General features: G+C 51.4%; 12 protein-coding genes. 9 read left to right on the top strand and 3 right to left on the bottom strand.

Features of this window, described 5'->3' with window-relative positions:
* The first annotated feature begins 74 nt into the window (after positions 1–74).
* A complete protein-coding gene (locus LI114_RS01805) occupies positions 75–596 on the top strand; it encodes a PH domain-containing protein (RefSeq protein ID WP_227218870.1) in 522 nt (173 codons plus the stop codon).
* 394 nt (positions 597–990) lie between these two features.
* The gene (locus LI114_RS01800; RefSeq protein ID WP_227218868.1) at positions 991–3588 is read left to right on the top strand and encodes a cation-translocating P-type ATPase; all 2598 of its coding nucleotides are present in this window, start codon (positions 991–993) and stop codon (positions 3586–3588) included.
* Positions 3589–3711: 123 nt separating this feature from the next.
* Here LI114_RS01800 and LI114_RS01795 read toward each other — a convergent pair whose 3' ends face one another.
* Together LI114_RS01795 and LI114_RS01790 are read right to left on the bottom strand one after the other, a co-directional pair.
* The gene (locus tag LI114_RS01795; protein WP_227218866.1) at positions 3712–4434 is read right to left on the bottom strand and encodes a hypothetical protein; all 723 of its coding nucleotides are present in this window, start codon (positions 4432–4434) and stop codon (positions 3712–3714) included.
* Positions 4435–4445: 11 nt separating this feature from the next.
* Entirely contained in the window at positions 4446–5006 is a 561-nt protein-coding gene (locus LI114_RS01790) for an RNA polymerase sigma factor (protein WP_227218863.1), read from the bottom strand.
* 577 nt (positions 5007–5583) lie between these two features.
* Here LI114_RS01790 and LI114_RS01785 point away from each other — a divergent pair.
* Complete coding sequence (locus LI114_RS01785) at positions 5584–6066, top strand: NUDIX hydrolase (RefSeq protein ID WP_227218861.1); 483 nt, start codon at positions 5584–5586, stop codon at positions 6064–6066.
* Between the two features lie 536 nt (positions 6067–6602).
* Here the strand turns inward: LI114_RS01785 and LI114_RS01780 are convergent.
* Positions 6603–7079 (bottom strand): metallophosphoesterase family protein, encoded by a 477-nt coding sequence (locus LI114_RS01780; protein ID WP_227218855.1) that lies wholly within the window; start codon positions 7077–7079, stop codon positions 6603–6605.
* Between the two features lie 90 nt (positions 7080–7169).
* Here LI114_RS01780 and LI114_RS01775 point away from each other — a divergent pair, with 90 nt between their 5' ends.
* The 6 genes from LI114_RS01775 to LI114_RS01750 all read left to right on the top strand — a co-directional run bounded on the left by LI114_RS01775 (position 7170) and on the right by LI114_RS01750 (position 13260).
* Positions 7170–7502 (top strand): hypothetical protein, encoded by a 333-nt coding sequence (locus LI114_RS01775; RefSeq protein ID WP_227218853.1) that lies wholly within the window; start codon positions 7170–7172, stop codon positions 7500–7502.
* Between the two features lie 45 nt (positions 7503–7547).
* Positions 7548–8096: a hypothetical protein gene (locus LI114_RS01770; RefSeq protein ID WP_227218851.1), complete on the top strand. Its 549-nt coding sequence runs from the start codon at positions 7548–7550 to the stop codon at positions 8094–8096.
* Positions 8089–8445 (top strand): hypothetical protein, encoded by a 357-nt coding sequence (locus tag LI114_RS01765; protein ID WP_227218849.1) that lies wholly within the window; start codon positions 8089–8091, stop codon positions 8443–8445. Before LI114_RS01770 ends, LI114_RS01765 begins: the two co-directional genes overlap by 8 nt.
* A gap of 103 nt (positions 8446–8548) precedes the next feature.
* A complete protein-coding gene (gene ilvB, locus LI114_RS01760; protein ID WP_227218847.1) occupies positions 8549–10234 on the top strand; it encodes a biosynthetic-type acetolactate synthase large subunit in 1686 nt (561 codons plus the stop codon).
* A 150-nt stretch (positions 10235–10384) separates the two neighbouring features.
* Positions 10385–11617, top strand: coding sequence for an AI-2E family transporter (locus tag LI114_RS01755; RefSeq protein ID WP_227218845.1), 1233 nt, complete (start codon positions 10385–10387; stop codon positions 11615–11617).
* A 155-nt stretch (positions 11618–11772) separates the two neighbouring features.
* Positions 11773–13260 carry an HD-GYP domain-containing protein gene (locus tag LI114_RS01750; protein WP_022127091.1) on the top strand — a complete coding sequence of 496 codons (1488 nt, stop codon included), beginning with the start codon at positions 11773–11775 and terminating at the stop codon, positions 13258–13260.
* The last annotated feature ends 15 nt before the right edge of the window (positions 13261–13275 follow it).

Genomic DNA, 13275 nt, shown 5'->3' with positions numbered 1-13275 from the left:
TATCACTTTTTCGTGGTATTATGTAAATGTTAGTACTTTTCAGTACTAAAAAATATGTATGGAGGTATATTTATATGTCTTACGCTGAAAAAAATCTATCAAAGGGCGACTCGATCTTGCTCAAAGCAAACACAAGCTGGCTGGCAGTTATCCCAAAACTGCTCGTCTGCATTATTCTTTGCATTATAGGTCTGAGCATGGCTGAGGCAAGCGTTTCTTTGACCGTAACTTTTATTGTGATAGCCGCAGTTGTACTGCTAGGCGCTGTGCTGAAGATCAAAAACACCGAGCTTGCGCTTTCGCGCAAAAAGCTCATCGGCAGATTGGGAACATTCAGCATCAAAACCATGGATTCGCCGTTAAACAAAATAAACAACGTTTCGGTAGACAAATCATTTTTCGGCAATATTCTCAATTACTCAAAGCTTACAGTTTCCACCTCTTCGGGCAATTATGTATATGATTATATAGTAGACGCCGACAGCTTTAAAAATGCAGTTATGGAGCAGATAGATCTCTACGAAAGCGAAAAGCTGAAAGAGCAGGCTGCTCAAATGGCGCAGATGGCTCAATTCGCCAGCTTCAAACAGCAGTAAGTATCACGCAGAGCGTTTCAAATAAAAGCGCTCTGCTTTTTTTAAAAAATCTTTCATTCCCCCCTTGACAAAAATGTTAGTTTGAGTTATAATTATATCATCGTAAAAGAGAGTAGCTGACGGCGCTTAGCCGTATATGCAGTCGTCAATACACGATGCGGGCTTCGGCTGTGGTCGGGCTTCCTTCCGTTGCATACATAAACAGCGAGACTTTTACTAAAGTTATTATCATATGGTGCGGTAGGCACGGCTTTTCAGGCGGCATATTCCCCTATGCCCGCTTTTTGTCGCGCGCCCATTCGGTCATGGCTTTAGTAAACGTCCCGCTTTTTTTATGCCGCGATGTTTGCCTGCCCGCACCGCAACAGATTTATCTAGAAAGGAAAGATGTTTAATGGCAGACCGCTACAAGCAATCCCCCGAGGAGCTTTACTACGAGTTTTCCTCCTCGGCTACGGGCCTCACCTCCGCGCAGGTGAACGAAAACATTGAAAAATACGGCAGGAACGTGATAGCTCAGGGCAAGAAAAAATCGGCTGTGCAGATATTCCTCTCGCAGTTCGCCGATTTCCTCGTTATCATTCTGATTATCGCCGCCCTCATCTCCGCGATAACGGGCGATATGGAAAGCTTTTTCGTTATCATCGCCGTTATCACCATGAACGCTATCCTCGGCACGGTGCAGACCCTAAAGGCTGAAAAGAGCCTCGATAACCTCAAAAAGCTCAACTCCCCCAGCGCTAAGGTGCTGCGCGGCGGCGAGAAAATGATAGTCCCCTCTGAGGAAGTAGCCGTCGGCGATATTGTGCTTATCGAGGCGGGCGATTGCGTTCCCGCAGACGGCAGACTTATCGAGTGCGCTTCTGTTCAGACCAACGAGTCGGCGCTTACGGGCGAATCGCTAAATGTCGATAAGACCGCCGATGTCCTTACAGACGACCTCCAGCTCGCCGACCGCAAAAACATGGTCTACTCGGGCAGCTTCGTCACCTACGGCAGAGGTTCTTTCATAGTTACCGCCGTCGGCATGGAAACCGAGGTCGGCAAGATAGCTTCGCTGATACAAAACGCGGGCGAGCGCAAAACTCCCCTGCAGATCACGCTGGATAACTTCGGCAAAAAGCTCTCCATAGGCATACTGATAATCTGCGCATTGGTATTCGGACTTTCGATGTGGCGCGCCGACGTTATCAACTTCGACTCGGTAATGGATTCGCTGATGTTCGCCATCGCGCTCGCCGTAGCCGCTATCCCCGAAGCGCTCAGCTCGATAGTTACGATAGTGCTCTCATTCGGCACGCAGAAGATGTCGCGCGAAAACGCCATAATGCGCAAATTGCAGGCGGTAGAGGGCTTAGGCTCGGTATCCGTCATCTGCTCTGACAAAACGGGCACGCTCACACAAAACAAAATGACGGTACGCCGCGTGGTCTGTGACGGCCATATCATCACCGCAGACGACGCCAACATGGAAAACGTCGGCGAAAAGCAGCTCGTTATAGCTTCGGTGCTCTGCAACGATTCCAGCTGCCGCGACGGCGTGGATATTGGCGACCCGACCGAAACTGCGCTGATACACTTCGCGCACAAGGCTGGGCTTTCCGATACCGAGATCCGCGAGAATTACAAGCGCATAAGCGAGATACCTTTCGACTCAGACCGCAAGCTGATGTCTACCCTCAATATCGTGAACGGCAGCAAGGTAATGTACACAAAGGGCGCGGCGGACGTGCTTACCGAGCGCATGAACATCACCGAAACGGCGAAAAATCAGATACGCGAGCAGGTAGAGCAGCTCTCGAAACAGGGTCTGCGCATACTCTGCTTCGCCTGCAAGGAATTTGAGGGCGACGAAATTACCGTAGATGATGAGAACGGTCTGGAATACATGGGGCTTATCGCCATGATGGACCCGCCGCGCGAAGAGTCGGCGCAGGCAGTTGCCGAATGTAAGAGCGCGGGGATCAAGCCCGTAATGATAACCGGCGACCACATCGTTACCGCCTCCGCCATCGCGAAAGAGATAGGCATACTCGAAAGCTTCGACGAAGCGGTAGAGGGCAAGGCTCTCGACGACTACACCGACGAACAGCTGGTAGATTTCGTAAAGGACAAATCAGTATACGCGCGCGTTACCCCCGAGCATAAAATACGCATAGTAAAAGCTTGGCAGGCGCGCAACAATATTGTAGCCATGACGGGCGACGGCGTAAACGACGCACCCGCGCTAAAGCAGGCTGACGTAGGCGTGGCAATGGGCATCACCGGCACGGAAGTTTCCAAAGACGCGGCAGCTATGGTTCTCGCGGACGATAACTTCGCCACCATAGTAAAGGCTGTCAAAAACGGCAGAAATATTTACGACAACATCAAGAAATCTATACTCTTCCTGCTTTCGGGCAACCTCGCAGGAATAATCGCGGTGCTCTTCAACTCTATTGCAGGTCTGCCCGCGCCTTTCGCGCCTATACACCTGCTTTTCATCAACCTGCTTACCGACTCGCTGCCCGCCATCGCGCTGGGCTTAGAGCCGCATACCGACAGCGTTATGAAGCGCAAGCCCCGCCCCGCCAACGAATCGCTGATGACAAAGCCTTTCCTTTTCGGCGTATGTTACAGCGGCGTGATAATCGCGGCGGCTACCATAGCGGCGTACATCATAGGCTACCGCACCGCGGGCTCTCCCCTCGGCATGACTATGGCTTTCGCAACGCTCTGTATGTCCCGCCTTTTCCACGGCTTCAGCGCAAAGGCTGACGAGCCGGTGATCTTCACAAAGCGTATGTTCAACAACAAATTCGGCATAGGCGCTTTTGCGGCGGGAATGCTGCTGGTAAACGCCGTGCTGCTGATACCCTCTCTGCACAAGCTTTTCAGCGTTTCCGACGCTCTTCACGGCGCGCAGATAGGCATTATCTACGCCCTCAGCTTCGGCTCGATGTGCGTGGTGCAGATAGCAAAGGCTATCATACAGGCAGTCAAGAAAAACTGACAGTCAGACAAATAAATATGCATAAACGCAGCTTGCCCCCGTCGGGATACACAACACCCGAGCGGGGGCAAACGCTTTCTTTTCTCTTGTTCTTTTTGTATTTTTGTTGTCTTAATATCTGCGTTAGTGGGTCATTTCCGGCGGCAGGGCTTTAATGGCGTTCAGTTCAACGGTGTAATAACCTTCTACTATCATATGCCACTGGTCGCGGTTCATTATTCCGTATGGCAGACCCGAAAGGTCATTGTTCCAGCCTAAAGGAGGCCCGCCGCCCGATTCTTGATTCGGATCACTGCCCGCCGTGGTGATGCCCTTTGAAGACGTGGGCTTTCCGCTGCCGCTGCTCGTGCGTGAGCTTTCATCTGCGAAATCAACATCGTCCGCTGCCGTGTCTTTCTTTGTATCTGTTTCTGTACTAGTTTCGGGCTTAGCGGACTGATCGGTCTGCTCCTGCTCATCGCTGTAAGTTCCGCTGTCCTCCTGCGCGTTTTGTTCGGCTCTTTCTTCATCGCCAAACTCAGCTTCATCGGCAGACTTCACCTGCTCGGCGGCTTCTTCACTGCTAACATTCTCCGCCGGCGAGCTGTAAACGCTTTTATCGGTCTTTTCTATATCCGAGCCGAGCGGCAGCTTATACGCCGCCGTAATTATGATCGCTGCAGCCGCCGCCGTGCAGACAAGCCCCGCCGCCGACCTTTTCGCCAGCGCACGCCGCCTCAGCCGCACCGCCAAGCCATCGTCAAGCATTTCGGCGACCTGCCTGTCCGCCGCGCCGCCCACCGCGCGGTATACCTTATATAACATATCCGTTTTGTTGTCTTTTCCTATATCAAATTCCTGCTGCATGAGCGCACCTCCTAAACCTGCCAAAGATCTGAATTTTGCAGAGCCTTTTTAAGCTTTGCGCGTATGCGGTGCAGGGTAACGCCGAGGGTGTTCGGGCTTACGCCGTAGCGCTTTGCTATCTCGGCTACGGGCTCGCCGAGCCAGTAGCGGCGCATGAAATACACACGCTGAGCCTGCGGAAGGGTATCGAGAAAGCTGCTTATCAGCTGCGCCAGCTCGTTTTCCGCTATGGAGTCGGAAGGGGCGGAGTCGGGGTCGGGCAGACATTCGGCAAGCTCGTCTAGGGGCGTGAAAGAGGCAGTGCGCTTCGCGGCGTTAGAGCGGCGGTAGCGGTCGATGGAGATGTTGCGGGTAAGCGAGCCGACAAAAGCCGCGAGCGAAGCAGGCCGCTTCGGCGGTATAGCGTTCCAAGTGTGCAGATAAGCGTCGTTCACGCACTCCTCCGCGTCGGGCGCAGAGTGCAGTATGCGCTGAGCGATGGTATGGCACATAGTGCCGTATTTAGTATCGGTCTCAGATATAGCGAGCTGATCGCGCGCGAAGTACAGCTCGATTATAGCAGCATCTTCCATAAAAATCCCCTTTTGCCCTTCCATAAATATAGACGTAAAACACCGTGCGGATATTACACATTAAAACAATTTTTTTGAAAATATTTTTCAGCCGCCGTCGGCGACCCGTCCCCCGCCGCAAAATCAACGGGAAAGTGCTTGACAAACCGCGCGCGGCGTGGTATAATATAGATAACAAGAGGCGCACTGCTGTAAGCGGTTCTCCTCCATATTGGGTTATGTTTATGTAACCGTCCTATGTGGTAGTGGGGCGGTTATTTCTTTTTTCTATCGCAAATATCAAGAACGAGCTTGATTATGTTGATAATCAGGTTAAGTAAGTAGAATACTTCCATCATATCCATATTGCTCACCTCCATCTCTGGAGGAAGATTTGAACCGCCTACCGTTTTTGTGCAGTACGCCTTATTGGTATTGTAACATATTTGTCGGGCTTTGTCAAATGTTTGTTTGGGCGTGCTATGACTACATAGTATTTTTATTAGATGAATTGACAAAAAGCTTCTGAGAGAGTATAATTATAGTAGTGAGTACGATACAAAAAGATTGACAAATCGGAATTTGGCGGAGGTGTACTATGCTGGAACTATGGGACGCATATGATAATCAATTTAACAAGCTTGACAACATTGTGTTAGTAAGAGGCGATGAAATCCCAGACGGGATTTATCACTTAGTTTGCGAAATTGCAGTACGACATACTGATGGACAATATCTTCTTATGCAAAGGGACAAAAGGAAGCATTTTGGCGGTATGTGGGAATTAACCGCAGGTGGCTCCGCATTAAAAGGAGAACTCCCCTTAGAATGTGCTGTTAGAGAGTTAAGAGAAGAAACAGGCATTTGTTCCGAAAACTTAATCGAAATTGGTCGTGTCGTTCATAATAAACATCATTCTATTTATGTGGAATATTTATGCGATATCGAATGTGACAAAGACTCCATTCTTCTTCAAGAAGGAGAAACAATTGCTTACAAATGGGTAGATAAAGAAGAAATTAAAAACAGCCATGAGCTTGTAACAAGGCGAATGCAAGTGTTTATCAAGGAAATTCAATAACGGCTTGTCAAATTCCAATTTGTATCGCTATTCTAACTCACCATTTTTCCTTTTCTGTTCAGACTCACCACGCCCTTTGGCGATTTGGGGCAGTTATTTCTTTTTATTATTGCAAATGTCAAATGTTTGTTTGACCGCTTGACAAACCGCGCTCGGCGTGGTATAATTAAGATAACAAGAGGCGCACTGCTGTAAGCGGTTCTCCTCCAAACTAAGAATTATCTAAAATAATCGCCCTATTTGGTAGGTGGGGCGGTTATTTCTTTTTGTTGTTGCAAATGTCGAAAACTAATCCGACTATGTTTGTTATCAAGAGTAATAACGAGATCACATCTGAAACGCTCACACTTGCTCACCTCCATCTCTGGAGGATAGAATTGAACCCGTCTTTGCAGTACGCCTTGTGACTATTATAGCATACTTGTAGAAATTTGTCAAACAAAAACCAAAACAGCCCCTCGGCTTTAGCTTTTCGCTTGCCGGGGGGCTTTGATCTTCACATATATTTCCGCCGACGCATATACTGCTAAGGCGGGTCAGAGGTCTACATGGTTGCACATTATGCCGTTCGGGGTGATGTCGATAAAGGCATAGCAGGGCGGCTTTCCATCGCGCGGACACGATGCGCTGCCGGGGTTCAGCAGGGTAACGCCGTCCTCATACTTGTAATAACGCTCGTGTGTATGACCGAAAAGCGCTATCTCTGCGCCTACTTCCTTCGCTTTCGCGAGCAGCATATCGGTGCCGTACTTTACATTGAACCTGTGACCGTGCGTGAAAAGCACTTTCACTTTGCCCGCGTTGTAAAGATCGCTGTTCGGCGTGAACGAATTGTAATCGCAGTTGCCCGCTACGTTAAGTATCATTTTCTCGGGGTAAACTATGCGCAGCTTGTCTATCTCGCGCTCGCCGTCGCCCAAAAAGATAAATGTATACACGTTCTCGTTTCTCTCGACGATCTCGCGAGCTGCTCTGAAATTGCCGTGAGTGTCTGAAAATACCACTAAGCGCATTGTGCCACAAGTTCCTTTCTTTTACCTGTATTTTATAATGTATTATAGCATATATTTATATGAAATAATTCTAATAAAGGAGAAATTTTTATGAAAAATACTTTGAACAAAAATTTAAATCAGCCAGCCGATGATAACTCACAGTCCAACCAGTCAAATCAGTCGAATCAGCCCGACCCCCGCGCGCTCGAGATGCTTATAAATATGGCTTCCAAAAAGCTCGGCGTGCCGCCCGCTATGCTGCGCGCTAAGATCGAGAGCGGCGAGTTGGTGAAGGCGGTGCAGAATAACCCCGACCCTAAGTTCGACGCGGTGCGCGCCGCTATGAAAGACCCCGCGGCTGCCGAAAAGCTGGCGAAAGACCCCTCTGCCGCGCAAATGCTGAAAAACATAAGCAAGGGCGGCTTCGGCAGGGGCAGATGACGGCTGCTCGGCAGCTGATATTATAAGGAAAGGAGCGTGGGCGGTGTGGACGATCTGATGAGCAAGCTTTCAGATGTGCTGAACGACCCGCAGAGTATGCAGCAGATCTCGCAGCTCGCCTCGATGTTCGGCGCGGGGTCGGATAATTCTTCGGACGGCGGCGCGGGCGATTTGGGCAACGTCGGCAACTCGGGCAATATTAGCGGCTCGGGCAATACGAATACAGACAATTCGGGCGGAATGGGCGACCTTTCATCTATGCTGAGTTCGCTGATGGCGGGAATGGGCGGTCAGTCCGGTCAGCAGGGTCAGACGGGTCAGTCAGGTCAGCAGACAAACGCGGCAGCGCAGCCCTCGCCGCCCGCCCCGCCCGCGGGGGATATGCCCGACATAGCGCGGATAATGCAGATAGGCAGCGTTATATCCTCAAGCGGGGCGAACGACAAAAACATCGCGCTGCTTTATGCGCTCAAGCCGCTGCTGAAAGAGGAAAATCAGAAAAAGGTAGACAGGCTGGTAAAAATATTCCGCCTGATGGCTGCCTACCCGCTCATAAAAGAGAGCGGTCTGCTGGGGGGCGATCTTTTTGGCTGAGAGCGATTTTCGCAGTATGCAGGAGGAAGCGGTAAAGCGCGTCATGGAAATGCAGCGGCGTTCGCGGAGTTACACGCAGGAGGGCGGCATGAGCGGCATGAGCAATTCGTCCGAAACGGCAAATACGGCGGGCGCGGTCGGGCTGAACGGGCTGAATACCCAAAGCGTTGCAGATAATTCGGGCGGCGGGCAAAATGGCGGGCACGCCGAAAAAAAAGGCGCGCTCTTTAACCTCGCGGGGATACCGATAGACGAGGAAAAAGCGATGATAGCCCTGCTGATATACATACTATACAAAAATAAGGCGGATATGAAGCTGCTGCTGGGGCTGGGGTATCTGCTGCTATAATGGGCTGTAAAGGCGCGCGCAAGTATTGACAAAATGCGACAAGTGGTGTATAATAAAAAGGTATATTCAAATTATCCTATGTTTAAGATGGAGGAATCTCTAAATGTTACTTAACGGCTCTGAAATACTGCTTGAATGTTTGCTCGAGCAGGGCGCTGATACCGTTTTCGGCTATCCCGGCGGCGCTGTTCTCAATATCTACGACGCACTTTATATGTATTCAGATAAGATACATCACGTTATCACCGCGCACGAGCAGGCGGCCTGCCACGCGGCGGACGGCTTTGCGCGCACTACCGGCAAGACCGGCGTAGTTATAGCTACCTCCGGCCCGGGCGCTACCAACCTCGTTACCGGTATCGCCACCGCGAATATGGACTCTATCCCCCTCGTTGCCATTACGGGAAACGTCGGCACGAGCGCGCTGGGTCTTGACTCTTTTCAGGAGGTAGACATTTGCGGCATCACTATGCCCGTTACCAAGCACAATTTTATAGTTAAAGACGTTCACGACCTTGCCGATACGGTGCGCAAGGCTTTCTACATAGCCAACGAGGGCAGAAAAGGCCCTGTACTTATCGACATACCCAAAGACATCACGGCGGCCAAGTGCGAATTTACCCCGAAACAGCCGCAGAAGCCCGTCAACCACAATCCCGAAGACATAGGCGAGCGCATAGCGCAGGCGGCGGAGCTGATAAAGTCGAGCGAACGCCCCTTTATCTACGCGGGCGGCGGCGTGGTATCATGCAGCGCCGAGGCGGAGCTGACAGAGTTTGTAAAAAAGCTCGACGCCCCCATTTCGCTCTCGCTGATGGGACAGGCTGCTTTTAACAACAAAGACCCGCATTTCGTAGGAATGCTAGGTATGCACGGCACAAAGACCGCGGCGCTCTCGCTGAAAGAGTGCGACCTTATGATAGTTCTCGGCTCGCGCTTTTCCGACCGCGTGGCGCTGAACACAAAGACATTTGCAAAGCACACGAAAGTACTGCACGTTGAGATAGACCCCGCCGAGATAGGCAAAAACGTAGCGCCCGACTGCTATGTAAACGGCGACCTGAAATACGTTCTCGCCGAGCTGAACAAGGCGCTTGCGCAGGAGAGCCGCCCCGAGTGGATGGCGCAGGTGGAAGAATGGAAAAAGACCTACGCGCTGAATATGAAGCCTATACACGAAGCGGACGAGGTACTGCCCTGCGACGTTATCCGCACACTGAACGCGCTTGCGGGGAACAACGCCATCATCACTACCGAAGTAGGTCAGCACCAGATGTGGACGGCGCAGTTTTACGATTTCACTCAGCCGCGCAGCTTTGCTTCCAGCGGCGGACTCGGCACTATGGGCTACGGCCTAGGCGCGGCGATAGGCGCTAAGGTCGGCAACCCCGATAAGTATGTTATAAACATAGCGGGCGACGGCAGCTTTTTCATGAACTGCAACGAGCTTTCTACTCTGGCAAAGCACGGCATACCCGTTATCGAGCTTGTTTTCACAAACAACGTACTCGGAATGGTGCGCCAGTGGCAGAGGATATTCTACGGCAAGCGCTTCTCGCAGACCGACATCGACCGCGGAACTGACATGATGAAGCTGGCGGAGGCTTTCGGCATAGAGGGCGTTCGCATAACCAAGAAGGACGAGATAGAGGCGGGCTTGAAAAAAGCTCTCGACTGCGGCAGACCCTGCCTGGTAGAATGTGTTATCGACAAGGACGTGAACGTACTGCCTATGGTAGCCCCCGGCGGAGATGTTCTCGACCCGATAATGGAGATCTCGCTGGACTAAAAGTCTGACAGACAGAAATACATATTGATAACTGAAAAACGGCGGCGTTGAATATGCGCCGCTTTTTCACCACATAATCATAATAGGAAAACAGGCAACGGACGATCATAATAGGAAAACAGGCAACGGACGGAAAAACAGGAGCGGCATATGAAAAACAAACGCGAACTAAAACATTTTTTGCAAACGCTGGCGATAGTGGTGGTCGGCGTGGTGCTGTACTGGGGACTGGCAAATTACAAGGTGGTGGAGCACTGGCTGGCTCTGCTTTTCGGCGTGCTTTCACCATTCATAATAGGCTTTGTGCTGGCGCTTATGCTGAACGTGCCGATGAGCTTCATCGAGCGCAATCTCTTTCGCCCGAAAAAGGACGGCAGCCGCGGAAAACTGTCGGCGAAAATAGCCCGCCCCGTATCCCTCGCGCTGACCTACGTTATCTGCGCGGGTGTGATAGTACTGGTGCTGGCGCTGGTAGTGCCATCGGTGAAAGAAACGGTGGTGCAGCTAAGCGAGCAGGTGCCGGACTTCGTAGTGCGCGTTTTCAATAAAGCCTCGAACAACGCCGCGCTCAACAACTGGATAAACAAAGCGGGGCTTTCCGCCGACAAAGTTATAGCCACCCTCACCGACAAACTGCACAACAGCACGATAATCTCCGACGCGCTCACGGGCACGATAAATTTCGCGACGGATATGGTGAGCGGCATGGTGAATTTCTTCATCGGGCTGGTATTTTCAGTATATATGCTGGCGCGGAAAGAGAAGCTGAAAAGCCAGCTTTACCGCACCTGCACGGCTTTCCTGCCCGAAAAGACGGTAAGGCGGCTGGCGCACGTCGGCAATCTTTCAAAAGCCACCTTCTCAAACTTCCTCTCGGGTCAGAGCTTGGAAGCCTGCATACTCGGTTCGCTCTGCGCTCTGGGCATGAAGATACTCGGCTTTCCCTACGCGGCGACCATCGGCGTACTGGTAGCGGTGACGGCATTTATCCCCATAGTCGGCGCGTTTCTCGGTACGGGCATCGGCGCGCTGCTGATACTGATAACCTCGTTCAAGCAGGCGATATTCTTCGTGATATTCATGATAATCCTTCAGCAGATAGAGGGCAACCTCATCTACCCGAAAGTTGTGGGAAAATCAGTGGGTCTGCCGAGTATGTGGGTGCTTTTCGCCATCACCATCGGCGGCAACGTCGGCGGGATATTCGGTATGTTCGTTGCCGTGCCTATATGCTCGGTGCTCTACTGCCTGCTTGGCGACGCGGTAAAGATATGCAACGAGCGGCGGGCTGAGAAAAAGCGCCGAGCGGCTGAGCAGGCGGCGGTCGATGATACGGCTGATACGCCCGATACCCCCGAACCTGCGGATAATGCAGAAGATTGATATATGTCGAATAGGGACGGCGCTGAAAAATGCGCCGTTTTTGTTTTAGAAAATTCGTCAAAAAAGGCTGGACAATTCGGCAAAAATATGTTAAAATATACTTTAGTACTAATGTACTATATACTAATGTCCGAAGCGAAAGGGGGAAGCTTGAAATGGAGAACGCTATCGGGATATTCAGCAATCTGGTAAATATGGCTATACCAGCCTTGATATTCATATTTTTGAACGATATACTTTTTCTCTCAAAAGACCTGCCCAAAGCCGAGCGCGACGCTGACCCCGCTATGCGCAGAAAGCACCGCAAAAAGCTGATAAAGCTGATATTCGTTTCGCCCATCGGCTTCTTTTTGCTTTTCATTTTCGCATTCATAGCGCTTGAGATGATAGTAAACGCATTTCTGCTGGCGCTCGGGGTGGTAGAGTTTTCCAGCGATGTGGCGCTTATGCCCTCGCTTTCCGCGCAGCGCGGCTTTTTTATCAAGACAGGCGTAGCCGCCGCGACAAACGACGGGCTGCTTTTTACTCTGGCACTCGCCGCCGTGACCGCCGTGCCGATACTCGTCGCCGTTATCCGCAGCTATTGCAGGATAATCGGCTGTTCGCACGGACTGGGCGTATTCGTGTACATGGCGGTGCTTTATATGTACGTCACCGGAACGCTGGTAACACTGCCAATTACTGAGATAAACGCGACCATCTCGGGGCTGATCTCTACCGTCAGCTTTATCACGATGCTGCTGATATTCTATCAGTCGGCGGCTGAGAAGATAGAGTTTATGCGCCGCCAGCCCGACTCGAAAGCGCTGCGGCAGATAAACACCCTGCCTACCATCAACTTCGCACTGCTGACGATACTGCTGGGGCTGGAAATAATGATGGAAGCTAATGGCAATATGGACACGGCGTACTACATTGTGATACTGATATTCACCGTGATACTTTACATATCGGCGCAGCTTTCCTACAACATACTTTTCCGCCATATAGAGGAAAGCAGCGAGATAGTTTCGCTTTCAAAAGAATCGCTCGCCGCGCAGGAACAGGTAACGCTGGCTTTCGCAGAGATAACGGAGGCAAAATCGGGGCAGACCGGCCAGCACATCAAGCGCGTTTCGGAATACGCGCGCATACTGGCTGAGGGCATGGGCTACGACCACAACACCGTAGAAAATATCCGCATAGCCTCGATGATGCACGACGTCGGCAAACTGCTGATACCGCCCGAGATACTGGAAAAGAAAGGCAGGCTGACCGATGAGGAGTACAAGGTGATGAAAAATCACGTTGTCATCGGCGAAAATCTGCTGCACAACGCCCCCGGCGAGATAATGAGCGTAGCGCGCGTCATCGCCCAGCAGCACCACGAAAAGTACAACGGCGGCGGCTACCTCGGCATGAAGGGCGAGGAGATAGCGATAGAGGCACGCATAACCGCGGTGGCGGACGTTTACGACGCGCTGACCAGCAACCGCTCGTACAAAAAGGCGTGGTACAGCGAGCAGGCTTACGAAATGATAGTCAACGAGCGCGGCGAGCACTTCGACCCCCGCGTGGTGGACGTTTTTGTCGAGCATTTCGACGAGATAAAGGCGGTGCAGGAGCGCTACGCGGACAGCCCGCGCTTACGTCCCACCGGCTAAGTTTGAGGTTTATCT

The sequence above is a fragment of the Ruminococcus sp. 210702-SL.1.03 genome, from assembly GCF_020559915.1.
Lineage (GTDB): Bacteria > Bacillota > Clostridia > Oscillospirales > Ruminococcaceae > YE71.
The sequence above is the reverse complement of the archived record's forward strand: the minus strand, read 5'-3'. Positions and strand labels throughout refer to the sequence as shown.